Genomic DNA, 26,071 nt, shown 5'->3' on the forward strand with positions numbered 1-26,071 from the left:
TATCTTCCTCCTATCTTGGTCGACCAAAAGCATAAAAATGTTGTTTCCAATAATTTGAATTAATACTTGTATATTGAATAGGATCTCCAGCGTGAATCATCATGCCATCCCCAGCATAAATGCCCACGTGAGAAATCGCTGATCCACTGTTATAGGTCCCGCTAAAGAAGATAATATCCCCAGGTTTAGCTTCTGATGGACTAATATGAGTACAATAATTAGAATAAATCATCTGTGCAGTTGTTCTAGGCATATCCTTAATACCTGATTTTGTAAATGACCAACAAACAAAAGATGAACAGTCAAAGTTGTTCGGCCCATTTGCTCCAAAGACATATCTTTTTCCAATATGTTTTTCAGCCTCTGAGAATAACTGTCGAACACTTGCATCATCAAAGGCAAGTCCTGGATTGCCAAAGTTTGGATTGTTGATAATTTCAGACAAATCTACTGAACTTGAACCAAAAAAGTCTCCCATATTACCCCCACTAGCAAGTAGGGCTTCATAGTGAACAATATTATCTGGATAGTCTGCTAGTATTTCTCTTATTACGCTATCCATTGAACGAGTCTTTAGGTTTGCAATAAAAATTTTGTACTCATAAGCTTCTTGAACCCTTACTCGATACCTATTGCCATTGCTATCGATTCTCGTTTCATATTTTGTTCGATAGCGAATTTCTGTCTTTGTTTCATAACTAAGGTCATACATCTTTTCAAACAATTCTTCTAAGAGTCCCTTAACCTCATCTACTGATTCAAAACCTCCATATCTAGAAGTAATGTAGGATAGTAGTTCATGGGTATTGTGATAGATTTCTCCATCCTTATTAATAATATATTCATCGTAACCTGGGTGGGCTGACTCAATATTATCGAGCTTATCCTGTAACTCTTGCTCCATAAAGGAAAAGTGTTGATTGACTTCTGTTAAGACATTAGGCTCTGAGAGATAAGAAGTGGCAAGGGTAGAGCTTGCCGTATTCATAAAGCCTGTCATGGTTGAACCCCCAAAGCTTATGATAAATGTTCCTAAGACAATGATTCCAACTAGACCTATTAAGATTGCCTTAGACTTTCTTACTACCATTTCTCTGGCATTTTTAAAAAGACCGAGCAAGTTTTCCTTTACTCGATCTCTGAATCTTGTTTTATGCTGTTTATTAATTTGTGCCTTCATCTGTCTTCTTTTTTGAAACTTCTTATAGGCACTTGCCTTTTTATACTTATCACTTGCCCTTGCCCTTTCAAGTTCTTCTCTAAAATCAAGCTTGGACTTTTTCTTTCTAATTTTCTTATCTTGACCTTTTAGGTTATAAGCCTTTTTTGCCTTTCTCTTATTAAGATATTTTTGCTGTTTATGAATAAGCTTTGAACTAGTATCCGCAAGCTTTTCACCACTTTCAACCCCAGCATTTTCTTCACTTCCACTTGATAGATAATCTCTTGCAACTTCCTGACTTTTAGCTACTCCTAGTAGTAAAGCACTATTGGTCTTTTCTTTTTTAAGCTTTTTATTAAAATCTTTTGCTTGGTTGTTCTTCTTTTTTCGATCCTCAATGACTTTCTTACCCTTAGTTTGATCCTTTTTTGAATCTTTACTTCTAGTATATTTTTCTTCCGAATAATTTTTTCTCTTATTATTTTTCTTTTGATAATATTTGTTTTTTTGAGACTTTTCTTTCCCTAAGTCGTCTAAGTCAAAGGTTGATTTAAGATAGTCGCTATCTCTAAAGTCATGGTCATATCGGTCAATAATTCCATCATTGTCAAGATCTTTTCCTAGTGGGTCATAGATATCTTCCGTTGACTTCTTATAACTTTCTTCTAGTTTTTTCTTAGATCTTTTTACTTCTTCCTTTCTTCTAAAATCTTGACCAATTTTTCTTTGTCTAGCTTTTTTTGTCTGTAAAATCTCCTGATGATTTTTTACTTCTTCATCTTCCACATCATAGGTGGATTCAAAGTAATCACTATCCTTAAAGTTATTATCATATCGGTCGATGATTCCATCATTATCTGTATCTTTTTCTAGTGGATCATAAACTTCTTTTAATTGTTTTGACTGAGATACTCTATACTTTTCCCCCTGTTTTCTAAAAGTGTTTTTCTTATCCTTTTTATTAAAAAAAGGCTCTCTATCATTTGATATTGAGCCTTTTCTTACTTCTTTTATTTCTTCTTGTCTTATTTGTTTATCGGACTTTGTTTTCCTATTATAAAAACTTTTATTTTTTCCTAATTCTTGATTAGAAAAAGAGCCTTCGCTTTTATAATCGGCTAGGGAGGTCTTCTTCTCCTCCCTAATTTGTTCAAGTTCCGAATGCTCTCGATGTCTTCTTTCCTTTTTGTTTTCAACGACATCTGAATTAACTTGTCTTTTACTTGTTCTAGTTTTTCTCTTATCCTGAAACCTCTCATTATCCTTAATGATTTTTCCCAGATAATCGTCTCCATGTTTAAGCTTTGATTCTTCATTTATATTCTTTCCTTGTTCCCTACTTAGTCTTAATTTTTCATCAAAACTTTTTTTCCTTTTCTTTTTCATCTACTTCACCTCTTCAGGCTTAGTGGTCATCTTTTCATAAAGAATCGTATCTTTAGGAAATTTATCAATAAAGGGAACAATGGTATTGCCAAAAAAGACTAGCCCTTCCCCTGCATTGGAGTTGGTTACATATCTTAATTGGGGAGAAGAAATTTTTAATTTAGAAGCTAGTATATCTCGATCCCCTGGTGCTTGATTAAGCATGAGAACAAAATCTGTATTATCAAAGATATTTTCTATTTCCTTACTTCCCAGTAAATCCTTTACATTTTGGGTAATACCTGTAGGAATCCCTCCCCATTTTCTAAATCTCTTCCAAATCTCAACTGAATACTGGGCAGTTTGTTCATCTTTTAAAAGCAAGTGAAACTCGTCAATGTAGTATCTAGTCGACTTATTTCCCCTATTTTGAGATACCTTATTCCAAACCTGGTCTTGAATAACAAGCATTCCTATTTTCTTTAATTGCGTTCCAAGTTCCTTAATATCAAAGCAAAGTAACTGCTTATTTAAATCCACATTGGAGTGATTGTTAAAGACATTTAGTGAACCTGTTACATAGATTTCCATTTCTGTCGCCAGTTTTCTTCCAACCGATTCTTCCTGGGTGCGAAGCATATCATACAAATCTTCTAAAACCGGCATATTTTCAGGCTTGGGATCTTCAAAATACTTCTCATAAATCTTAGGTAAACATCTATCTATGACCGATTTTTCAGCAGCCGTTAGTCCAGATCCTCCTACAACAAGTTCTAACATGGACATAATAAAGTTTGCCTTATCCTTTAAGGGAGCATCACCATCTCCATAGTTCATATTAATATCTAAGGGATTTAAATAATCCTTAGACTTAGAACTAATTTTAATTACTTCTCCATTAAACTGTTTAACAAGACTTCCATACTCTCCCTCTGGATCACAGATAATGACATCATCATCTGTAACTAAGATGGCATTTGCCATTTCACGCTTGGCTGAAAAAGACTTACCAGAACCAGGTGTTCCTAATATCAAGCCATTTGGGTTTTTAAGAAGCTTTCTATCAGCCATTATCAAGTTATGACTTAGAGCATTTAAGCCATAGTAAAGGCTATTTGATGAATCAATAAATAACTCTTCGGTTGTAAAAGGCATAAAGACTGCCGTTGATGAACTGGTTAGTCCTCTATTAATTTCAATTTGATTGACTCCTATTGGTAGGATAGAAACTAAACCTTGTTCCTGTTGATGGTCTAAGCTTTTTACCTTACAGTTGTGTCTGTTGGCAATAGAAGAAATTTGTACCAAAGTGTTTTCTAACTTTTGAATAGTTCGAGCAAAGTTCATAAAGATAATGCTTACTATAAACATACGCTCATCACGACTTTGGAGGTCTTTTAGAAGAACTTTTACATCTTCTCCATAGGTATTAATATCTGATGGAATGATGTCCATGTCATAACCTGCACGAACTGCCTTTTTCTGTTCTTCAATTTTCATCTTATCAATATCAGTGTTTTTTCTCTTAACCATCTTAATGGCTTCTGATTGTTCAATGGAGCGAATGTGAAAAGAAATATTAATATTATCGTCAATATCTAAAAATTCTGCCAGCATTCGATCAGATAGTTCACTAGCAAGTATTTGAAAATGACTGGTTGCTCCGATGTATTTGCCAAACTTAAAATATTTACTTGGTACAAAGTTAAATTCATCGGGAACAATAAAGGACTTACTGGTCTTTTTCTTAGTAATATCCTTATATGAAAAATCAAATGACTTATCAGGATTTAAAATGTCATGGATAACCTTTAGTCTTTCTTTTCCATTTAGACTTTCTGCCCTTACTCCCATACTTTTTAGGTTGGATAAGATATCAATTTCTATTCTTTCAAGCATGGCAACAGCTTGTTCTAGCTTATCAGCTTCAACGGTAAAAGTAATATACTTGGATTTTTTAAGTCCATTATTTCCCTTAGCCAGTTGATTTTTAAGCATTTGTCTAAATTCTTTTCTTACTTCGTCATAGTCATCTCCCTTGTCAGGAATTTTTATGGCATCTTTCATTTCTTCATTTCTTCCCAACTGGTTAATATATGAAAACTCAATCCCAATACTTGGGTCAAAAGAATTTAGGAAGTTAGCAAACTGGTTAAAGATTAAATCTCGATCTTCTTCTAAAGCCAGTTGGTAGTTAATGTCTTCAAAAGAAATAGTTTTATTAAAATGTCTTTCATCGATCTGACAAACCCCATTTTTTAACATTCTTAGATAAGGTATGGTATCTTCTACGGTGTATCTTTTCTTCTCTTTCTTAAACAAAAAATCCAATACCCCTGTCTTATTTGGCATTGGACTTTGCTTTTGATTTTTTCTCTGACTTTTCAAATCCCTTTTTTGTTCTCTTAGGGCTTGTTTGTTTCTTTTTAGTGTTTTTTCTTGCATTTTTATTTTTCTGTTCATTTCTTAGAACCTCCTTTCTGACTCTTTTACCAGGCTGATAAAACTTGTGAAGGTAGATATATTTAAAATACTGTTCAAATCTTAAACCATCTTTTTCAAACATGGTCACAAAAAAGATCGGTAAGGTTGCAAGTATCATGGTAATTACTGCTATATCATTTGGTACAAATTTTCTAATGGATAAATAGACAGGAAAACCCACTAGCCCAGCCAAGGTAAAGCCAATTAATTGTCTTTTGGTTAAGTTAAAGGCAACTTTTGTTTTAACCTTATTTAAGTCTTTAGGTATTGGTACATAAGCCATAAGAATCCCCCATCTTATTTAATCTCCGCTAGTTCTTCCATGTGAGTATAGACACTAGCAAACTCATCCACTAATTCATCTAAACGATCTTCCATTCTTTTATTCTTCTCATGCTGATAAACCATCAGTGCTTCACTTGAATACTTTAGCTCTCTTATTTCATCTTCCAATTTTTCTATCTTGTTTTTCTTTTTTATTTCATTCACTAACCATCCAAGACCAGTTACTGTTGCAGTTACTAATAACATTATTTTTTTCTTTTTATTCATATCTTTTTCCTCCTAATGTGAATTCATAACACTTTTAGCAAGTGTTCCACTCTTTAACATCATCAAACCAAGTAATAGGGAGTAACCTAGTACCATAAAAATACTTTGATGAATATCTGTTATTTCTATTGTTTTAATTAATACGGCATAAATACCGAGGCATACCATTAAAAACAAACCTTGAAGTCCTATCGCAAACAAACCCTTAATGTAGTTTGTCCCTATTTGTCCCCACTCTTTATTGCCCATAGTGGCAAAAGGTATAGCTGAAACCGATGAGTAAACATAAATTTCAAACATACGCCCATAAACCACAAGCATGATGACGAGAGAAACTATCTGAATGGCTATTTTAACCAACGAAGTTTCTACAAGAATCATTAGTAGCTCTCCTACTTCCTTTTCATTTAACTGCTCAACCATTGCAACTATTTCATCTGGAGAAACAGTAGCAGAAGTATTAATTACTCCTGCTGCCTGACTCACTAGATGTTGGGCGACATCAAAGACTGCCATTGAAAATTGAAAGGCATGAGATACAAGCCACACAGCTATCCACATTTTAATAATGTATTTAAAGAACTCAAAAGTATCTGTGTCATGCATATTGTTCTTTTGCATCACCAGATTAATAAGTTCTATACATAAAACAGCTGTAATGATTAAACCCGCAATGGGAATGATAACCGAATCATTTATGCTTTTTATAAATGAAAATACCTCGCCGTTCCATCCCATTGGGGTTTGACCAATATCTGTAGCTAGTTCTCCCACTCTTGAATTGATGTCGATAAACATATCTTCAAGGTTTGTTTGGATACCTCCGATTAAAAGTTCTTTAAAAAACTCTGTGATCTTATCGAAAATTCCAAACATATATCATTCTCCTTACTTCAATACATTTGCCAGTAACGGAATTAGCTTCAATCCGATTAAGACAATCCCTCCTCCTGCCATCAATTGTTTAATGGCTAGTTAGAGATTATATATTAGGTTGTGTTCCATAGTTTTGGATATAAAATTATAGTGAATTTCAATGATTTGAGAGATTTCTCCGTCTATAACTTCTTTTTCATAGACTAAGATTTTCTCGATGAGTTCATTTAAGGTGTGCCTATCTAATTTTCGAATGTCCTTATATTGTTTTATTGTTTCAAGCCATTTTAAGATATTTTCTTCATCTTCATTTTCTTCTTCAAATAGCTTTTCATTCTTCTCAATACGCTCTTGTAGTATTTTTTGCTCTAACTGTGTCTTTTCTAGAATACGGTTGAAGTTTTTTTCATTGATTTTATTGTCTATCCAATCGTCATAAAGTCTTTCAACCTTTGTTTCTAATTCCTTAAGTCTTTTGCTATCTTCTTCAATAGAAAGTGCTATTTGTTGTAACTCCATATCTTGATTTTTTGTCTTGCTTTCTTCAAGTGTTTTTAGAATTCTTTCTTCATCTGATAAGGCAAGTTCTGCATTTTTTCTAATATCTTCCAAAACTATCTCATAGATGTCATCATAGAAAATTCTATGTTGACTACAAAAGTCTTTTCCATATCTTCTATATGTGTTACAAGTAAATAATTTTTCTTTCTTCTTTGAATTGTTTCTGACTATATTTAAGGACTTACCACAGTCGGGACATTTGATTAGACCTGAAAAGAGATTTAATTCCCCTGTCTTATATGGTCTTTTTCTACTTTTAAGTTTTTCATTTGCTATTCTAAAGATGTATTCATCTATTATCGGTTGATGAGTATCTTCAACTACTATCCATTCTTCTTGAGGTTTGTCTGATAACCAACCAATTTTAAATTTGTGGTTTGCCTTTTGGCTTGCAGTATGACCTAGATAAACAGGGTTTTGTATCATCTCTGTTAAAGTCGTACAATCCCATATAAACTCCCCACCCTCTATTTCCTTTTCCCACTTGGTATACTTGTTTCTAAGACCTTTTTTCCTATTCCACCATGTAGGGGTTGGTATTTTTTCTTTCCTAAGTTCAGTCCTAATATATTGAACTCCATATCCTAAATAGGCTAGGTGAAAAACTTTCTCTACAATAGGACTTGTTTCTTCATCAATTATTAGAGTATGAGGGTCTTCTGGGTCTTTCATATAACCAAAGGGGGCAAGGCAACCTATAAATTTACCTTGCTTTGCCCTTGTTAGGTAGGCTGATTTCATCTTTTTAGATACATCTCTTGAATAAAACTCATTTAGAACATTCTTAAAGGGTACTATCTCATTGTTATCTTGAATAGTGTCTACACCATCATTTATTGCAATATATCGAACGCCATGCTTTGGGAAGAATTCTTCTGTAAATCTTCCTGTCTGAAGATAGTTTCGACCTAATCTTGATAAGTCTTTTGTAATGACTATATCTATTTTTCTTGTCTTTATATCTTCAATCATTCTTTGAAAAGATGGTCGGTTGATATTAAGCCCTGTATATCCATCATCAATATAGATGTCATGAATATTCCAAGACCTCTGATTACAATAATCAACAAGCATATCCCTTTGGTTTTTTATACTGGCACTCTCTCCTTTCTGCTCATCGTCTTTTGATAGGCGGCAATAGATTGCCACTCGATTTGAATAAAATTTACTTTGCATTGTTAGTCCTCCTCTTTTGAGGGTTCTAACAAGCAAGATTGAATTGAATTATCTCTATTATATTCTATTTCTTTCTCTTTAGCAATGTGTACTTTCTTTTTAGAAGTAGTCTTGTTGTTTTCAATCATAAGACTTAGAAAGGCTTCGGTAGCTGTTCGATTTTTATTAAATTTTCTTCTTACAATAAATTTTCTCTTTTTCGTCATTTTCTCCTCCTATAAAAATAAGGGGGTAACATTTCGTTACTCCCTTTGTTGTAATAAAAAAAGCGACTAGAGTTTTTTACTTTTCTAGTCGCTCTTAGTCGTCTATTAAATTTTTTGCTTTTTTTATCTTTTCTTTTCGTTTTTCCTTTCGTCTGTCCTTGCCATCTACTTTTAAGGGTACTCCCATTTCTATTATTCTTGAATAAATCCTTGCCAGCATTAGGTTTTCTTGTTCCCTTTCCAGTTCTCTATAATCTATATTGGTTGTTATAATAGTCGGTTTACTTTTCTGATACCTTGCATTTATCACATTATAGACTTGTTCTAGTGCATATTCTGTATCTCTTTCTATGCCAAAATCATCAAGAACTAGTAGGGTCTTACTAGCTAGGCTATTGATATATTCATTTCTATCAAGGTTAAAGCCTCCTTTTTGTAAATCGTTTAGTATTTGAGAAAAGTTCATAACTTTACATTCATAAAGGTATTTTTCAATTATAGCATTAACTATGGAACAAGTAAGATAGGTTTTTCCACTTCCCACTCCTCCATAGATGATTAAACCAATATTGTCCTTTCTCATTTCTTCAAATTTATCTACATAGTTTCTCGCCTTTCTGATTAGGTCTTTATCTATGAGTTCATCAGAATTTCTAAAGGTATATTTGCTTTGACTACTTTCTACAAAACATCTTTTTTTTATTTCTTCAACCTTTAAGGCTCTTTGTCTTTCTTTTTCAAGTTTTTCTCTTTCTCTATCACATTTACAGGCTCTTCTAAATATCATTTTTTTATTTATAAAGTCCATTACTTGTCCGTCTACTTGTTCATTACAAGACTTGCAGTAAACATGACCATCTTTTTCATAATCTCTATCTGGATTGTACTGAAAATTAACTCCCTTGATTTTTATGGTCTGTATATTTTTATCGCTCATTTTCTCCTCCTAAACTAAAAAACGACTAGATTTTCTAATCGTCCTTATATTTATTCTTGATTTTCATTTCTTAAATGGTGGAAGGCAATTTAAAGGCTTTTTTATTCTTCCCTATAGAATTAATCATCTTTTGTATTAACTCATCTAAAAAGCCCTGTCCACCCTCTTATATACTAGGACTATCATCATAGTTAGATGTAGTTTTTCTTTTATCTGATTTATTTATAAGTTTATTCTTATCTTCTTCATACCAGTTAAGTATCGTTACATAGTGGTTCTTATAGTTCTTACCACTACTTTCCATATACCTTGATAATTTATCTATCATGGTTTGAGTGTGGTCTTTTAACTCTTCCTCTAGTTTTTTATATTCTTCTTCTGATAACTTAACATTTTTAAATTGACCATAAAGGGAGGTGGACGGTTTTTCTCTTTCTACCCTCCCCTTATCTATACTAACCTTACCTAATCTATCCTCCCCTATACTGGGTAGACCATTGGTAGACCGTTGGTATACCAAATGACTACCAGAATCATTTTTTATATATGAACCTATCTCTGAAAGCCTTATTTCTCGTTTTTCTTCAAGGTACATTGTTTTTTTATATCTGTCTTTTCGAATATAGTTATTTATCTTCCAATGAGTTATGACTAAAACACCACTTCTAAATATAATAACAAAGCCTTTTGCTATTAATATCTTAAAATCGTCCTCACTTGCTCCAATCATTCTTATAATTGTCTTTGGATTTCCAACAAAACCATCATCATCTGCACTTATATTTAAGTGTAGGTATAGAGCTTGTGAGGATAAAGGCATTTCTAAAAAAACATCTGATTGAATAACAGATTTTGATATCATTCTTCTTTCTGCCATTTCTCCTCCTAAATTTATAAGGGCTAAACATTTCGTTCAGCCCTCAATTTCTAATTATTCCTACTTGTTTCATGTTCTCCCAATTTAGGACTTCATCTTTTATTTTCTAAACGATGCTTATCTTTCTTCATTCCTTTGATGTTTCTCCTTTGCTTTTTGTCTATATCTATCATCTTTTTCTTGTTGTTTTTCAAATTTCTTAATCTGTTCAATGATACTTGGCTTTTCACCTCTCTTAATTGCCTTATCTATTTCAATGGATAGGTCAATCCCATAATCATCATTGACTATTTTTACTGCATACTTAATGTGATTAATCTTTGAAAATTCATCCTTGATATTTTCTTTTGTTTGGTTTAATCTTTCAATTTCTATCTCTAAATCATTAACTTGCTTTTTCCATTCTTTCGGCTTGATTGCTGATGAACCTGTTTGCTTTTCTAAATAGGTTCTTACTCTTTTATACTTGTCTATTATCTCCTTATGGTCTTGATAGTAATTTTCCTTGAATAATTTCTTTCCTTGCCACTTATCAAAGACTGGTTTTGTTTTACGGATAATATCAGTATAGACTAGGCACTTATTCAGCTTATCTATTTCTTCTGTCTTGGCTTTTATTTCCTTGGATACTTTTCTATTTCTACTTTGTAAACTAGAGATTTTCCCTTGTAAGTCTGCTATAGTTTCTAAGTCATTGTTTTGAAGATATACTCTTGCACTGGAAAATCTTTTTAAGTCAGCTAGTCCTTTCTTTTGACTAGCATAAACTTTTAATTCTCGTCTTTTATCAACTTGAATATCATGGTAAATTGAGATGTATTCATAGAGATTAAAAAGTTCTGCCTTGTTCTCCAGTTCTTCTTTTTTATCTTCTTTATACTGGTCATACCTTGACTGAAATGTTTTAACTAAACCATTGAGCCATGATGTGATTTCTCCTATTTTTGACTTAATCTCTTTCACTAAACTATTATGTTTTTTTATCTCTCGATTTATATTTCCTTTTTCTGTTTCTATTCCCTTTCTTTCTAAGGCAGAAGCACTTGCACCCATATGAATGGTAGGTATTTCATCTCGTCCTTGTCTTTCATAGGAACGGTGGTCAACTCTTTTTTCGATGTTTTTCTCTGCTAGGTATTTATTACATAGACTTGCAAAGCTCTCTCGCCACTTTTCAGCATTGCCCCGATTATTCCAATCAGTGAGTTCTATTTTTCTTGTTTTTTGTTTTCCACTTTTTGTAAGAACTGGAACACCTTTTTCATCAAAGACATATTCTTTTTTGCTTTTCTGCCCCCATGATCCATCTTCATTTAGTGGTCTTACTGTTGTCATAATATGAGCGTGAATATTCTGATTTCCCTCATCACTTTCATCATGAATAGCAAGGTCTGCTATCATTCCTTGTGATACAAAATTACTTTCAATAAATTCTGTAATAAGCTTTTTATTGTCCTCAATACTTAATTCTTTTGGTAGGGCTATGATAAAACTTCTTGCCAGTTGAGCATTAATTGCTTTTTCATTTAGTTCCACACTATTCCATAAAGTTGCCCTGTCTTTAAATTCTTCTTTTGCATTTTCAGGTAAAAATATTTCCTTGTATATTAAGTCTTTTTTGTTGTGGTAATCATGAGTTACTCCGTCCCATTCATTGGTTATTTTTTCTCTTGATATATATGCAGAACTAGCAACTGCTGACTTCCCCTTTCCCCTACTTACCATAGAAATATTAAAATGAAAACTCTCTGCCATCTGTTCCCTCCTCTCTGTTTTTTGTTTTCTCTTACTTGTTTTAGGCGTCGGTCTTGAAAAAATTTCTTGACCTTTCACTTCGTGAATGAGCGTTTTGAAATGTTACAATAAAAAAAGCCGACGATACTAAACTTACTTTCTTGTTTCAGTATGTCGGCTTAATGATTACCATTCATTTCAAATTTTTATTGTCAAGGGCGAGCGAGAGCGAGTTCATTTTACCCTTGACTATAAAAAAGCGAATGGATATTTTTATGAAATTGTATTTTATTAAAACCTGATAAAGGCTTTAGCCTTTTCATTGCTCCCTGCAAGGGTCAAGCACCGCAGGTCGCAAGGACACCCTTTAGGGTGTATAATTGCGCCCTTAGAAAATCTAAGAGATTGATTATGTTATTCTCTCTTTCAAAACTTCTTCCTTTTTCCTAAGTTGTTTTTTCCTCTCAATCCATATTCAGAAAAACTTTATCTAGTATTTCAATGATTTCTTCATTGCTTTTTTCTTCTGCACCCTCAATATATCTTTCTAAGATTGCCCCTCTTTCGATTAATCTTCTTGTCCTTTTCTTCCTTTCTCTCTGACTAATCTGCCTTTTGATTTTCTTCTCTTGATTTTTTAATTGCTCAAGTTCAAGTTCACATTTTCCCTTTTCTTCTAATAAATTTTCTATCTCATCTTTGACTTCATTTAATCTATTTGTGATTCCCACTTCTTCATCTCCTCCCAAAATTAGACATGAAAAAAGCGACTAGAATTTTTATTTTCTAATCGTTTTTTACAAAATTCATTATGTTCTATTTCTTATTATTCAAAATAGTTATATTGCTTTTTGCTCTTTTTATTTATCTTTTCTCTTTTTATAAAATTTTATTACTAATACTATTATTATAGCTATACCAATAACACCAAATAATGGTAACCATGTATCAATAATACTTTGTAATACTCCACTCCAGTTAACACTTCCAAGCATATCTAATGCCCTCCCTTCTATTTTTTATCTGTCTGCTCAGCTACCATTCGTTTACAATTTCGATATGTTCCATAAAAATAACTACCATATAAAATTATAAACAATAACAATGTAAAGCTTAAATTAGTAGATACATTGATATTTAAAAAATCTTCAACTATACTAGTTAATTCTTTTATCCCGAAGAATGAATAAACCATTGCTACAATTAGTGGAACAATAAAGAATACGCCAATTTGTTTAAAGACTGTACTATACAACATTTTATAATCTGTTCCAAGCTTTTGCAGAAGACCATATCTATATATGTTATCTGATATGTCGGTCAATTGCTTTAGTGATAATAGTGCTGCACAAGTAATTAGAAAGACAATACCAATATAACATGATAGAAACACATATAATGCAACTGAACCATAAAACATATCATTTAGCATATTTTTTTCAGTATAACGATAGCCACCTGTTTTCCATTCTAGACCAATTGGATTTATTTTTTTTAGGACATCATCTGGATTTATACCTTGCTTATACATAACCAATAAAACATTAATCTCCTTTTGTAATGATTTGGCTATATCATCAGATACAATGAATGTACCTCTGTCATTGTTACCTATAGATGTCATCCAAATTGTTTCGTTTAAAGGTTCTTTCTGATGTGATTTTAGTCTTTTACCAGCTAATATAATACTTTTTTTACTCTTTAAAAAAGTATCTACATATTTTAAAGTTCCCTTGTAGTTGCAATTTACTAGGTATTCGTCTTTATTCAGTTCAATGGGTTCTTTTCCTTGCATTTTTAATGAATTATTGAAATCAGATATACCTATTACTGGAATATTATAATTTAATAAACCTTCATCAATAGGCCACAACTCCAAATCCTGTCCTTCGAATATCTCTTTGTACTTCGTATCCGCTTCGTATAAACTAATTTGTTCTATGTTATTTGCATATGTGCTTATATTAATATCTCTTGATTTTAAATAGTCCACTATGTCCGTATCTCCTGATATTTTTATGTTAGAAACTATATTCAAATCATAAGGCAAGGCATCACTTGATGATTTATTCATGGCTAACGCTGAACTAACACCTATCGAAATCCCACAAATTGATACTGTCAATAAACCTGTAATAATAGCTAGTAGCAAAAAATCAGTTTGAATTTTACTAGTTACTTGTCTGCTTAGAAATGAATTTAGACCTTTCAAATAGAATTTATCGTTTGTTTTTACCAAAGCTAAAACAAATGCAGAGGAGAAATAAAATAACATAATTGTACCTACTGTCAAAAGTAAAAATGCTATTTGAAACCAATAGTTTTCACTACTTGGCAATATCCCATACTTATGGAAAATTATAAATGAAAATATATTCATAATAATAGAAACAGCTAACCCAAGGGTTATGAACTTAGTGTTTTTCGTCCTAATGGTTTGAGTTTTTTTTGAATATTTTAATAAATCTATGAGTTTTGATGAAGATACTGTTCTTACATTAAAAATCGCAACGATAATAAAAATTATCATGAAACAGAAAATTGTCTTTTTAAGTGCAGTGATAGAAAAAACCATTTTAAACTCCGACATTTCAACTGCGAATAAACGTAATGACAGCAAAGAAAGTAATTGAGAAAATATAACTCCCATCACAATCCCAGCAACTATCGCTAAAAATCCAACAAAGATTGTTTCTCCAACAAACATTCTAGATATTTTCCTTTTCTTCATACCTAGTAAAGTATATATTCCTAGTTCTTTTTTCCTACGTTTTAAAAGAAATTGATTAGAATATACAATTAAAAACCCCAGAATTATTGCCATAAAAAAAGATAGTGTTGATATGATAATTCCTAGCTGATTAGCTAACAATTGCTTCGTTATACTAAGATTTTGCATAGCTGGTTGAGAAGATATTGAATTGAAGGCATAAAAGAGACTTATCGAAATTGTTAAAGTGAAAAAATAAATTGCATAATCACTTATATTTTTCTTTATGTTTCTGAAAATTAATTTATATAATGTCATTTTGTTCGCCACCCATAACAGATACAACATCTAAAATTTTCAAGAAAAAATCCTTTCTTGCATCCTCTCCTTTAGTAATTTCATTAAAAATCTTCCCATCTTTAAGAAATATGATTCTATTACAATAGCTAGCCGAAAATGCATCATGAGTAACCATCAAAATAGTCGCACCATGTTTTCTATTTAACTCATTTAACATATCAAGTAACATTCTAGATGAATTAGAGTCTAACGCTCCTGTAGGTTCATCCGCCAATATCATTGATGGGTTTGTAACTATTGCTCTCGCTGATGTTACTCTTTGCTGTTGCCCACCTGACATCTGATAAGGATACTTATCCAACACCTCATTAATTTTCAATGCACTTGCAATTTCTTCTACCTTCTCTCTTATTTTCACAGCTGGATATGATTGTATTGAAAGTGCTAAAGATATATTTTCAAAAGCTGTAAGAGTATCAATTAGATTAAAATCTTGAAAAATAAAACCTAATTTTTGGCCACGAAACTCAGAAAGTTGATTTCCTCTTAATCTTGTAACATCTTCTCCATCCACCATTATTTTACCACTTGTAACTTTGTCTATTGTTGAAATACAATTCAATAAAGTAGTTTTACCAGACCCTGATGTGCCCATAATACCAAGAAATTCACCCTTATTTACTGTAAAAGATATATGGTCAATTGCCTTTGTTATATTCCCCTTATTCCCATAAATTTTTTGAATATCTTTTACTTCTAATATTTTCTCTATCATGATTAAATCCTCCTAATCTATTAATTTAATTATATATAAGTTAGGATTTAACTGCTATAAATTAAAATTACATTTACCTTACTCAAATGAAAGGTTATCTATCATTGGAAAACTTCTTGAACCATACTTTCAACTGGAAATTGCATTGTAATAGAAGTTCCTTCTCCCAATTTACTTCTAGCAAAAAGTTTTATATTCATCTTATCGCAAATTTTTTTACTTAAATACAGACCTATTCCAGTAGACTTTGAGTATCTTCGTCCTACTGTACCAGTAAATCCCTTATTAAATATATATGGCATATCTTCATCAGGTATTCCTAGTCCATTATCAGAGATTACTAAAGTTATAAAGTCTTTATGTCTCTCTGCAGAGAATTTAATTTCTAAATTATCATTCCTATACTTTATGGCATTAGAAATAATTTGTCCTATCACGAAAGAACAACTCTTGCTATCTGCTAATACAGTATAATCTAAATTTTTAAAAGAAACTTTCCCACCAACTTGTATGATTTGTTTTGAATATGTGACTATACCCTTATTTACAAGATTTTGAATTAGAGTTCTCTCAACTATAAAGTCTTTTTCAACATTCGTACTTCTCGCATAATACAAGACTTGTTCAACATAAATATTAATTTTACGAAGTTCGTCATCAATCCTTAAAGTAAGATCATTTTTTTCGTTTTCAACTATTAAACGTGCTGAAGTTATAGGTGTCTTTATTTCATGCACCCAAGATTCTATATATTCTCTATACTCTTTATTTTGAAGTCTCGCGTCAGCAAGTTCATCATTTTGGTATTTATTTATATTTTTCAATAATTCAACCAATATTTTTCCATCCAAGAATTTAGGATAATCTAGTGTTTCACTAAATAGTGTTTTTTCATTTAGTGAATCTAACAAGTTAAACATTTGATTATAATACTCATATCTTATTTTAAAATCATACACAAATGTAGTTACAAAAAACAAAAGAATTATAAATGTTATATATGCAATAAAAATACTTTCGACATCTATAATCCAGAGGAAAAATGCGACAAATAATTCTAACAATAAGAAAGCCACTAAATTAAAGATATTATCTTCTAAATAATCAGTCCATTTCATACACTATATCCCATTCCTCTTCTTGTCTCTATATAATTAGGCAATCCAATTTCTGATAGTGTTTTTCTCAATCTTACTATGTTTACATTTAAAGTATTCTCATCTATAAATTCTTCACTTTGCCATAGTTCATCAATAATGGCATCTCGCAGAATAATATTTCCTTTATTAATCATTAATAATCTCAAAATACCAATTTCATTTTTAGTTATTTTTTTTGTTTTTCCTACATAGCTAATTTGTCCTTTCAATAAATCAAGAGTTAATCCATTATGCTCAATTAATATGATGTTTTTTTGCTCATAAGTCCTATTTAGGTTATTTTGTATTCTAGCTAATAGAATTTGTGGATTATATGGTTTGGTTATAAAGTCATCCGCACCCAAATTTAAACTCATTAACTCGTCTAATTCAGTATCTCTACTTGTTAAAACTATTATCGGTATATCTGATTGTTTTCTAATCTCCTTACACAACTGAAAACCATCCATATAAGGCAAATTTATATCTAGCAATATTAGATCTGATTCAGCCTCTATAATTTCTTGTAATATATTTTGAAAATTAGAACTATACTCACAACTATAACCATACTTTTTTAAAAAATTAATCAATTCAATTCGTATTGCAGCTTCATCTTCTACAATAAATATTTTCATATAGCCCTCCCTCTATAAACATTTACTTTTTGTTATAACTTTATTTTTCCTCCTTAAATTCAATTACTTCATTAGGAGAAAGTTTCATCTTCCTACATATCTGTTCTAAGTTTCTCATTGATATGTAGTCATTTTTCCCTAATTTTGCTAATAGATTTCCTGAAATACCTACATATTCTTGAAATTCAACTTTGCCCATTTCTCTTTTGGCTAGTTCTATCCATAAAGGTCTGTATGATACGCCCATTTTCTTTCCCTCTTTCTTTATTCTTTTTCATGGTATGAAGCAAGCACTTTTTCTACTTCATCTTCTAATTCTTCCCTATCCGGTATATAGAGTGTGTATTTCGATGTGAATATTTGATTTGATAGTCCACCTAGGGCATATTCTGCCTGTATTTGATCCTTATCTGTAGATAGGATGATGCCTATTGGTGCTTGGTCATACTCATCATTTACTTCCGTCTTATAATAATTTAGATACATGTTAAGTTGTCCAACTGCTTCCGGCATGAGTTTACCAGTTTTTAGTTCGATTAAAACATAGGAGCGAAGGATTTTATTATAAAATACCATGTCCACATAATAATGAGTGTTTCCCAGGGTTACTCTTTGCTGTGAGCCTACATACATAAAGCCCTTGCCAAGTTCTAATAAAAATTTTTCTATATGCCTGATGAGTGCCTTTTCTAAATCACTTTCTAGCATGGGTTTGTTTTCCGGTATTCCTAAAAATTCAAAAACATAAGGGTCTTTTATTATATCTTGAGGAAGGGCAATTTCATTTCCTTTTAGGGCCAGTTCTAAGACCTTTTCCTTGTTATCCTTTCCCTGAGATAGAAGTAATCTTTCATACAAGGATGTATTGACCTGACGCTTTAGCTCTCTTACTGACCATTTAGCATTTACACTTTCCTTTTCATAGAAGTCTCTTTTGTTTTTATCAGATATAGCAAGTAACTCACAATAATGGGACCAGGATAATTTGCCAGACAGTGTCTGGCTTTTTGGATATGCTAAATAAAAATTCCTCATGTTTTGTAAATTCGATCGTGAAAAACCCCTGCCAAACTCCTTGCTCAAGTTTTTGGAAAGTTCCTTAATTAAGCCCTGCCCATATTCTGCCCTATCTGAATGGTCTTGCTCATCTTCTACAATGGTTCTGCCTATCTCCCAATAGGTTTTAACAAGACTTGTATTAATGGTCTGAACCAAGTCTTTTCTAGACTTGTGCATGATTTTCCTAATGTTTTCATAAACAGGATTAAAGTCCACCCTCGTTAAATCCGCCATATTTTCTCCTCTTTTCATCTGATTTAATATATATTTATTTTCATTTATTGTTTCGATACTATGTCTATTATATCATTTATCTTGCTCTTTTGAAATACTAGCTTGTCTTTCTAATATATATTCAATTCTCTTGCTTGTTTTACCCTCTCTACTTTGGTATTAATTGCTTGATTCCTTGTGATTTTGCACCAGGGTTGTCATTCCCGTATCCTTCCATTAGGTTAATAACGCCCCAGGCTCCAAGTCCTGCTCCTACTGCCATAACTAATACCTTTAATACATCTACTGCTTGTGTAAAAAATTCCATTGATTATTCCTCCTCTTTTTTATCTTTCTTTTCTATTTTGTTATATGACTTTACGACAAAATTCTTATAGGTCTTTCCTTGATGTTCTCTTGTCTTAAAGTAGCCAAAGACATGAATCAAATCGCCTTTTTCAAAGCTTTTTGCTGTTTCAACCTTTTCTCCATATGCTGAACAGTTGATATATTCCTTGTCCTTTCCATATTTTTTAACTAGGCTAAAATTAGCGACTTCTACTTCTTCTCCTTCTCTTTCAAAACTTGTAAATTCAGGTTCTTTCACAAGATTTGCGTTAATGTTTATCATTTCTCTTTCCATATATTTTTCTTCTCCTTTTCTTGAAATAAAAAAAGCGACTGGATTTTTTATTTTTCAATCGCTTATGTGTCCTATTATATTTTTACCTTGCCTATCTAGTAGGGCTTCTTATCCTATTCATCTTTACCTCCTGATTTAAGGTACAAAAAAAGACGATAGATTTTTCTTTCTATCGCCTTACTCGTTTATATATTAAATTATCTTTTCTACAAACTTGGATTTTTCTCTATTCTTTTTTCATTTTATTATATTTATTTCCAGATACTATTCCCAAAAGCATAGCACCAATTATCCACGCATATTCTGTTCTACCTGTTTTATATGACATGTATATTGATATCAAAAGCACCACCAGTGAAATGATAGACAATATAAGCCACATATACTTTTTATTCATTTCAACCTCCAAAATTCTTATTTATTTAAATACTATCAATATATTTCTTATACAGACTTACGAGCTTTAGTCAATTTTTACTTCATAACTTACCAACTATTCAATATTATGTTTTTTATGGGCAATAAAAATATCATTGCTTAAATAGTATCCATTTAATAATTCTTTATTTCTTAGGGATTCTCTAGGGATATTAGTTACTACAATCTCTTTGTTTGCCCCTCTATAGATAATATATCCAAACATTGCCCATAACGGATTTAAATAAACAAGGTTCAGCCTTAAGTAAATATATCCAATTAAAATAAATAACAACACATTAACTATATATACTTCTTTTGAACTTCCATCATTAGCAATGAGAGGGATAATATAAGTCATTATATAACTAAGAACAGTGTCATCAGGTCTCTCAAGTTCTTTTATTTCAACTGTTCTAGTTCCTTTCCCTAACTTTAACAATAAAATGCTAAGTAGAGATATCACTGCCATGAGAATTAAGGCCACAGTAAAAACTATCCAAAAAACATTTTTATTTTCTATGCCAGTTTTTATCTTACTAAAATATAAAATTACCAGCATGATATATAGAGGAAAGTATGAAGAAATAAACATCATTATCTTAACTAAAATGTTTATAACCCTATCTGTTTTCTTCATAATTTAACTCCTTTATTTGTCATCCACTCCTATCTGTTCATTAATAATACTTCTATAATATGAGTCTCGCAGAATCCTTAAAATATCCATAATTTGACTTTTGTCTTCATAAATTATTGTGAAGCTAGGTTCTTCATTGTAATTAATTTCTAAATTAAACATATCAATAGTCATTTTAATGTTCTCATGGTTATCATAAGTTTGAACAACATCGATATTTTCGTTTGTCATTTTAGTTAGTGTCTTTCGATATCTTCCGTCATTTAAGCAATCTTCATAAAAGCTTTCGAAATTTGTAATTCCTTCACTCAAACCATCCTGCTTTAAAAAATCAGAAGCTGAGTCTCTAAATTGCTCATCTAAGTTAAAAATACGCTCGAGTGAATAATGAGAGAGTATTATGATTTTTTCATCAATAATTATAAAATCTATTTCTCCATCAATTCCAATAAGTTTACTTTCAATTTTATTTAACGTATTTCCATTAAATCTTGCAATAATCCCTTTAGAATGTAATTTTTTAAATTTTGTAACTCGCCTAAAAATTTTTATGTTAGGAAAGTCCTTGTCTTCCTTTTTTATTTCAAAAGTATAGAAATTATAATTATCTGGATCTATTTCAGTTTCAACTTTGTCTGACTTCTCAAAACTCTCAATGACTTTTTTATAATCATTGATATATGAAGTGGTACATTGCTCTATTGTTCCGTCTTTATATCCAGTAGGATCATATTGAATAATTTCTTTATCTTCAAATTTTCCTAAATATTCAATAATGAGATTCAATAAATCATCAAATATCTGAGCATCAATATTGGGTGAAAAACTCACATAATTGCCGTTTCTAAGCTTCCTCGTAAAATATAGATTGAAATTCAAATCATCTTCCTGAAGCTTATTTGTCAATTCTCTTAATTCCATACAATCCCCTTTCTATTCGTTATTAAACAAAAATATAGCCATTATAATTATACTATATCAAGTTCTTAATTTAAATTCTAATAACCCTTGTGTTACTTCTTAATTTAGGTTTATCCTTTCTCTTCATATAACTCTCAACATCAAACGCATTCTTCTTATCAAAATCTTCCAAAAGCTTATAATTCTTGTGCTTTGTAATATCATACTTGTCAGATAGAAACGGTCTAACACCTCTTAATTGTAGTATACACTTGCTACCATCCATTACAGTTATCTCGTCCTGGCTCATTAAATCTTTGCCTGTCTTTTGGTAATTGAGTCCAAAACTCTTTTGTGTTGACCTGTTTTCTGAAGTGTTATAAAGATCTATGGTTTCTTTACCTAAGCTCTCTGATAGTTCTTTTAGCGTTGTTTTCTCTTTACCACCTAAGAAAATCATCGAATCACAGTTTCCAATAATGGTATCGGCGTGATCCTTATAAATTGCTTTTAGTTGAGATTGAGCTTGTAGAATAATACTTGCTGAAATTTCCCTTGAACGAATGGTGGCAATCAGCTTTTCAAATTTTGGAATAAGACCGATATTGGCAAACTCGTCTAATAAGAATCTAACATGAATTGGAAGCCTTCCACCATATACATCATCTGCCTTATCACATAGTAGGTTAAATAACTGAGAATACATAATAGAAACGACAAAGTTAAAGGTATCATCTGTATCCGAAATAATAACAAAAAGTGCTGTTTTTTTATCCCCTATCGTATCTAGGGCTAAATCATCTTCCTTCATCAATTCTCTTAATTCCTTAATATCAAAAGGAGCCAGTCTTGCACCACAAGAAATTAGAATGGACTTAGCTGTCTTTCCAGCAGCTAGCTTGTATTTCTTATATTGCTTAACCGCAAAATGTGTAGGGTCTTTTCGCTCTAATGCTTCAAATAAGTGATCGATTGGATTTTTAAAGCTCTCATCATCTTCCCTTACTTCTGAAGCGTCTATCATATCCAATAAGGTGGCAAAGTTCTTTTCTTCCCTTGGTGCTTCATAAAATATATACCCAATCAAGGCTGTATAATAAAGCTTTTCCGCTTTGACCCAAAAATCTTCACCTGCTTTTTCTCCTTCTCCCTTGGTATTGGCAATGATTGTCTGTACCAATTTCAATATATCTTTCTCACTTCTTAAATAGGCAAAAGGATTATATTTCATAGACTTCTTAAAGTTTATGGTATTTAGTACTTTAATATCATAACCATTTTTTTCTAACATCTTGCCACACTCTATTACTATTGTACCTTTGGGATCAGTAACTACATAGGAAGAGTGCATTTGCATAAGGTTAGGTTTTACATAAAATCTTGTCTTACCTGAACCTGAACCCCCTACTACCAGTACATTTTTGTTTCTAGCATATTTGGGATTCTTAGGTCTGGAGTTCATAGTTAGGCTTTCTGTTTGAGTAAGAATTACATTGTTTTCAAACTTAGGGTCAATGTATGGCTGAATATCTTTTTTATCTCCCCATCTTGCTGAGCCATATTCTCTACCCTCTCTAAACTTCTTGGCATTTTTACCTTTTGAATAGACAATAAATTTAATCAGCCCACCAAATGCTATACCTATGATTAAGTCTTTCGGATGAAGACTTGGGAGATAGTTCATTTTTCCTATTTCAATGATTGCTTGAAAGATTCGATCAATCACATCTCCTCCTATATATCCTCTTACATGGTGTGAGAATATATTTCCTAAATAGAAAAATCCTAGATAAGGAAGTAAATGAATTACAAACTTTTTAGGGTCATCTATTTTTATTAAATTTTTTATATCCTCTAAAATCGTCTTAATCACAATTTAAACCACCTCCTAATAGAATTAAAAAGTATTTCCTACCCTTGGGTGTTATCATAGTCTGTATTCCTAATAGTGAATTATCCTCCCTGTACCATTCTTTAATTTCAAAATATCCCTTGTTTCTATGAGAATATGGCAAGAGTCTTCCCTTTTTATCTCGATAGATATATTTTTCTTTGATTAGAAAGTCAATGAAGACTTTTTGAGGTAGGTGCAGTTCTTTAGCTGTATTTCTAAAGTTAGTTAAAAGATTTTTATCGACTAACTTATCATAATAATTAGCTTTTGGTTCAAGTTCCTTAATTCTTTGAGTCTTTTCTGCAATCACATTGTTAGCTACCAATATGGCTTGAGCTAATAATTCCTCATTAGATAGATTCTCTTGCCCTCTTATATAGCCTCCATGTTTCCTAATACTTGGAAGAACTTCTTTTGTCACCCAGTTCTTAAACTTCTTAGCTTGTGGGAGTTTTGAAGATAGGATAAGAGAATAGAGTCCTGATTCATTAATAATACTTACATTTTGAAGTCCACCAAGGGTGTTCCATTTCGTTACCCCCTTATCTTCTTCATCTACATGGTCATATATTGCCTTTCTTGAGTTAACATAGCCCAGCATTTCTGCCACTTCTTTTCCTAAAAAGAAAAACTCACCGTCTTTTTCAATAACAGTGAGTTCTCCAAATTCCTGATTATTAAATTGTAAAATATTGCTCATAGGCTCTGCTCCTTCTGTTTGTTTTTAACCTTATCCTTATCTATGGTGTTTTTAATCTTCTCCTTGAATTGATTTATTTGCTTATTAATGGACTCTTTTCGATCATACTTTTTCTCAGACTTTTCAACCGCCTTATTAAAGGCTAGCTCCATCATCTTTAAATCCCTTGACTGGAAAAAGACTGTATGCTCACCTGTCTTCTTATCCCTCATCACAGAAAACTTGACACCATACTTATTTAATTCCTTTCTCAATTCCTTTAATTCCTGATCCTTAACTGGAATTTCTTCTAATTGACCTTTCTTTGCCATATCTTTTAGCTTTATTTCATTGCCTTCTTTTTTGATATATTTTTCTAATCCACCGTGTTTCTTAGCTTCTTTAGATATCTTTTTTAACTGCCTTAGAATAGCTCTTGCCAATGATTTTAATGCCCTTACTTGAACACTAATTGTTCTGTTACTTACTTCTTCGTTAATCATCTACCATCACCTCCATAAAGAAGTGTTTCTTTTACACTTTCTAGTTTTTCTTGCTGTATGTTTCTTCTAATATCATTTCCCACCACCATAACGGGGATACACATTTCTGAGATTCTTGAATAAATTCTTTGGTATTCAATGTCATTTTCTCCATGAGTGATTGTTTCTAAAGCTAGATTAGTGGTTATAATAGTTGGCTTTTGTTTCAAATATCTAGAGTTAATAATGTTATAGACTTGTTCTTTGGCATAGGAGGTATCTCTTTCAATACCTAAATCATCTAAAATTAGAAGGGGAACATTGGCTAATTTCCCAATATATTCATTCTTATCTAACTGAAAGCCTCCACTTTGGATATCATTAATAATTTCAGCAAAGTTTTTGATTAAAACTCTTATTCTTTCTTCTTCGATTAGATAGTTTGCAATGGCACTGGCTAGATAAGATTTACCAGAGCCTACACTTCCATAAAAGAGTAATCCGATGTTTTCTTTTTTCATCTGACTAAATTCTTTAGCAAAGTTCTTGGCTATAATATATGGTTGGGTGGGACTTCCTCTAAAATTATCAAAGGTATACTCCCACTGAACAGGCGATTTAAAACAAGCTGTCTTTAGTCTATTAATTTCTTCTTGCTTTAGTCTTTCTTCTCGTGCTTTCTTTTCTTCTCTTTTACAATGACACTCTCTAGGAAATATTTTTGAATGAAGAAACTTGATTGAATTTATATCTAATCTTTCATGACATTTTTTACAATAAACCATGCCGTCCTTTATATATTCTTCCTTTTCGTTAAAGGGATAGCTGGGTTCTTTTAATTCTAATTCTTTTTTCATAGATGAACTCCTTTCTCATAGTCTGTTTTTCTTACTAGTGATTTTTCTTTTTTATTGCCTTGATCTTGATAGAACCAGGAAAGAATGGTTGCCTTATGGTCTTTATAACTCCTACCAGTACTTTTCATATAGGCTGATAATCTTTCAATATAGTTGTCTAGCTGATAGGGGATTTCTTCTCTTAATGCCTGAATCTCTTTATCTGTTAAATAAACATTTTGAAATCTTCCAAGACACTGGGTCTTACCCCTCTTATTCTTATTACTAATATCAGTCTTTATATAATTAGTATTACTTCCTTGTAGTTTTTTCACTTCTTGAAGTGTACTTTCTTCACTTCTGAAATGTAAATTCTTCACTTCTGAAGTGTAGTTTTTACACTCGGCATTTACTGCCGTCATAAAATCTTTCACATAGATTAAATTAGGCTTGCCTAGTCCCTGTCTTTTTCGTTCGATCAAGCCAATTTTTTCTAACTCATCTAATACCTTAACTGAGGTCTTATTGGACTTGTTTAATACTTCCATCACCTGGTCAATAGTAAAGATGATATAGACTCTTTTTTCATCATCTAGCCAGTTGTTTTTTGCTGATAAACTAGTTCGTTCTAATAAACAGGAATAAAGTATTTTTGAGTCAGATGACAAATTCTTAAATATGTCTCCACTGATTAAAATCTTAGGTAGCATATAAAAGCTATATCGATCCCCATCTCGATTATAAAAGTAATCAAATTCCATCAAGCACCTCCTTTCTTGCATAAAAAAAGACGATAGATTTTTTATTTTCTATCGT

The 26,071-nt window shown here is 31.6% G+C and carries 27 protein-coding genes and 2 pseudogenes; all 29 read right to left on the reverse strand.

Features of this window, described 5'->3' with window-relative positions; translation table 11 throughout:
- Positions 1–10 precede the first annotated feature (10 nt).
- Complete coding sequence (locus ACQV2G_RS04000) at positions 11–2,548, reverse strand: CD1108 family mobile element protein (RefSeq protein WP_428876176.1); 2,538 nt, start codon at positions 2,546–2,548, stop codon at positions 11–13.
- Positions 2,549–4,972 carry a VirB4-like conjugal transfer ATPase, CD1110 family gene (locus ACQV2G_RS04005; protein ID WP_428876217.1) on the reverse strand — a complete coding sequence of 808 codons (2,424 nt, stop codon included), beginning with the start codon at positions 4,970–4,972 and terminating at the stop codon, positions 2,549–2,551.
- Positions 4,869–5,294: a PrgI family protein gene (locus ACQV2G_RS04010; RefSeq protein WP_428876177.1), complete on the reverse strand. Its 426-nt coding sequence runs from the start codon at positions 5,292–5,294 to the stop codon at positions 4,869–4,871. Before ACQV2G_RS04010 ends, ACQV2G_RS04005 begins: the two co-directional genes overlap by 104 nt.
- Positions 5,295–5,308: 14 nt before the next feature.
- Positions 5,309–5,563 carry a hypothetical protein gene (locus ACQV2G_RS04015; RefSeq protein ID WP_428876178.1) on the reverse strand — a complete coding sequence of 85 codons (255 nt, stop codon included), beginning with the start codon at positions 5,561–5,563 and terminating at the stop codon, positions 5,309–5,311.
- 12 nt (positions 5,564–5,575) lie between these two features.
- On the reverse strand, positions 5,576–6,439 hold the full coding sequence (locus ACQV2G_RS04020; protein WP_428876179.1) for a VirB6/TrbL-like conjugal transfer protein, CD1112 family: 864 nt from the start codon (positions 6,437–6,439) through the stop codon (positions 5,576–5,578).
- A 12-nt stretch (positions 6,440–6,451) separates the two neighbouring features.
- Positions 6,452–6,532, reverse strand: a pseudogene (locus ACQV2G_RS04025) (Maff2 family mobile element protein); the annotation flags it as partial.
- A 6-nt stretch (positions 6,533–6,538) separates the two neighbouring features.
- Positions 6,539–8,176, reverse strand: a complete 1,638-nt coding sequence (locus ACQV2G_RS04030; protein ID WP_428876180.1) for a recombinase family protein — start codon at positions 8,174–8,176, stop codon at positions 6,539–6,541.
- A gap of 2 nt (positions 8,177–8,178) precedes the next feature.
- Entirely contained in the window at positions 8,179–8,382 is a 204-nt protein-coding gene (locus tag ACQV2G_RS04035) for a hypothetical protein (protein ID WP_428876181.1), read from the reverse strand.
- A 94-nt stretch (positions 8,383–8,476) separates the two neighbouring features.
- Complete coding sequence (locus ACQV2G_RS04040; protein ID WP_428876182.1) at positions 8,477–9,319, reverse strand: ATP-binding protein; 843 nt, start codon at positions 9,317–9,319, stop codon at positions 8,477–8,479.
- 166 nt (positions 9,320–9,485) lie between these two features.
- Positions 9,486–10,196, reverse strand: coding sequence for a replisome organizer (locus ACQV2G_RS04045; RefSeq protein ID WP_428876183.1), 711 nt, complete (start codon positions 10,194–10,196; stop codon positions 9,486–9,488).
- A 117-nt stretch (positions 10,197–10,313) separates the two neighbouring features.
- Positions 10,314–11,951 (reverse strand): MobQ family relaxase, encoded by a 1,638-nt coding sequence (gene mobQ / locus ACQV2G_RS04050; RefSeq protein ID WP_428876184.1) that lies wholly within the window; start codon positions 11,949–11,951, stop codon positions 10,314–10,316.
- Positions 11,952–12,394: 443 nt separating this feature from the next.
- Positions 12,395–12,661 (reverse strand): DUF3847 domain-containing protein, encoded by a 267-nt coding sequence (locus tag ACQV2G_RS04055; protein ID WP_428876185.1) that lies wholly within the window; start codon positions 12,659–12,661, stop codon positions 12,395–12,397.
- Between the two features lie 129 nt (positions 12,662–12,790).
- Positions 12,791–12,925 (reverse strand): hypothetical protein, encoded by a 135-nt coding sequence (locus ACQV2G_RS04060; RefSeq protein WP_428876186.1) that lies wholly within the window; start codon positions 12,923–12,925, stop codon positions 12,791–12,793.
- A 17-nt stretch (positions 12,926–12,942) separates the two neighbouring features.
- Positions 12,943–14,958 carry an FtsX-like permease family protein gene (locus ACQV2G_RS04065; protein ID WP_428876187.1) on the reverse strand — a complete coding sequence of 672 codons (2,016 nt, stop codon included), beginning with the start codon at positions 14,956–14,958 and terminating at the stop codon, positions 12,943–12,945.
- The gene (locus tag ACQV2G_RS04070; RefSeq protein WP_428876218.1) at positions 14,945–15,712 is read right to left on the reverse strand and encodes an ABC transporter ATP-binding protein; all 768 of its coding nucleotides are present in this window, start codon (positions 15,710–15,712) and stop codon (positions 14,945–14,947) included. The genes ACQV2G_RS04065 and ACQV2G_RS04070 overlap by 14 nt, the downstream gene beginning before the upstream one ends.
- Before the next feature lie 104 nt (positions 15,713–15,816).
- The gene (locus tag ACQV2G_RS04075; protein ID WP_428876188.1) at positions 15,817–16,833 is read right to left on the reverse strand and encodes a sensor histidine kinase; all 1,017 of its coding nucleotides are present in this window, start codon (positions 16,831–16,833) and stop codon (positions 15,817–15,819) included.
- Positions 16,830–17,492: a response regulator transcription factor gene (locus ACQV2G_RS04080; protein WP_428876189.1), complete on the reverse strand. Its 663-nt coding sequence runs from the start codon at positions 17,490–17,492 to the stop codon at positions 16,830–16,832. Before ACQV2G_RS04080 ends, ACQV2G_RS04075 begins: the two co-directional genes overlap by 4 nt.
- A gap of 40 nt (positions 17,493–17,532) precedes the next feature.
- Positions 17,533–17,739 carry a helix-turn-helix domain-containing protein gene (locus ACQV2G_RS04085; RefSeq protein ID WP_428876190.1) on the reverse strand — a complete coding sequence of 69 codons (207 nt, stop codon included), beginning with the start codon at positions 17,737–17,739 and terminating at the stop codon, positions 17,533–17,535.
- A 17-nt stretch (positions 17,740–17,756) separates the two neighbouring features.
- The gene (locus tag ACQV2G_RS04090) at positions 17,757–18,785 is read right to left on the reverse strand and encodes a PDDEXK nuclease domain-containing protein (RefSeq protein ID WP_428876191.1); all 1,029 of its coding nucleotides are present in this window, start codon (positions 18,783–18,785) and stop codon (positions 17,757–17,759) included.
- A 157-nt stretch (positions 18,786–18,942) separates the two neighbouring features.
- Positions 18,943–19,092 (reverse strand): annotated as a pseudogene (locus tag ACQV2G_RS04095) (Maff2 family mobile element protein); the annotation flags it as partial.
- A gap of 3 nt (positions 19,093–19,095) precedes the next feature.
- Positions 19,096–19,407 (reverse strand): single-stranded DNA-binding protein, encoded by a 312-nt coding sequence (locus ACQV2G_RS04100; RefSeq protein WP_428876192.1) that lies wholly within the window; start codon positions 19,405–19,407, stop codon positions 19,096–19,098.
- A gap of 226 nt (positions 19,408–19,633) precedes the next feature.
- Entirely contained in the window at positions 19,634–19,804 is a 171-nt protein-coding gene (locus ACQV2G_RS04105) for a hypothetical protein (RefSeq protein ID WP_428876193.1), read from the reverse strand.
- A 96-nt stretch (positions 19,805–19,900) separates the two neighbouring features.
- Complete coding sequence (locus tag ACQV2G_RS04110; RefSeq protein WP_428876194.1) at positions 19,901–20,464, reverse strand: hypothetical protein; 564 nt, start codon at positions 20,462–20,464, stop codon at positions 19,901–19,903.
- 12 nt (positions 20,465–20,476) lie between these two features.
- Positions 20,477–21,385 (reverse strand): Kiwa anti-phage protein KwaB-like domain-containing protein, encoded by a 909-nt coding sequence (locus ACQV2G_RS04115; RefSeq protein WP_428876195.1) that lies wholly within the window; start codon positions 21,383–21,385, stop codon positions 20,477–20,479.
- A gap of 70 nt (positions 21,386–21,455) precedes the next feature.
- On the reverse strand, positions 21,456–23,237 hold the full coding sequence (locus tag ACQV2G_RS04120; protein ID WP_428876196.1) for a VirD4-like conjugal transfer protein, CD1115 family: 1,782 nt from the start codon (positions 23,235–23,237) through the stop codon (positions 21,456–21,458).
- Positions 23,230–23,958 (reverse strand): BRO family protein, encoded by a 729-nt coding sequence (locus ACQV2G_RS04125; protein ID WP_428876197.1) that lies wholly within the window; start codon positions 23,956–23,958, stop codon positions 23,230–23,232. Before ACQV2G_RS04125 ends, ACQV2G_RS04120 begins: the two co-directional genes overlap by 8 nt.
- Complete coding sequence (locus ACQV2G_RS04130) at positions 23,955–24,440, reverse strand: PcfB family protein (protein WP_428876198.1); 486 nt, start codon at positions 24,438–24,440, stop codon at positions 23,955–23,957. The genes ACQV2G_RS04125 and ACQV2G_RS04130 overlap by 4 nt, the downstream gene beginning before the upstream one ends.
- Positions 24,437–25,276 carry an ATP-binding protein gene (locus ACQV2G_RS04135; RefSeq protein WP_428876199.1) on the reverse strand — a complete coding sequence of 280 codons (840 nt, stop codon included), beginning with the start codon at positions 25,274–25,276 and terminating at the stop codon, positions 24,437–24,439. Before ACQV2G_RS04135 ends, ACQV2G_RS04130 begins: the two co-directional genes overlap by 4 nt.
- The gene (locus ACQV2G_RS04140) at positions 25,273–26,016 is read right to left on the reverse strand and encodes a replication initiator protein A (protein WP_428876200.1); all 744 of its coding nucleotides are present in this window, start codon (positions 26,014–26,016) and stop codon (positions 25,273–25,275) included. Before ACQV2G_RS04140 ends, ACQV2G_RS04135 begins: the two co-directional genes overlap by 4 nt.
- Positions 26,017–26,071 lie beyond the last annotated feature (55 nt).

The sequence above is a fragment of the Facklamia sp. P12955 genome (genome assembly GCF_050409565.1).
Taxonomy (GTDB): Bacteria; Bacillota; Bacilli; order Lactobacillales; family Aerococcaceae; genus Facklamia.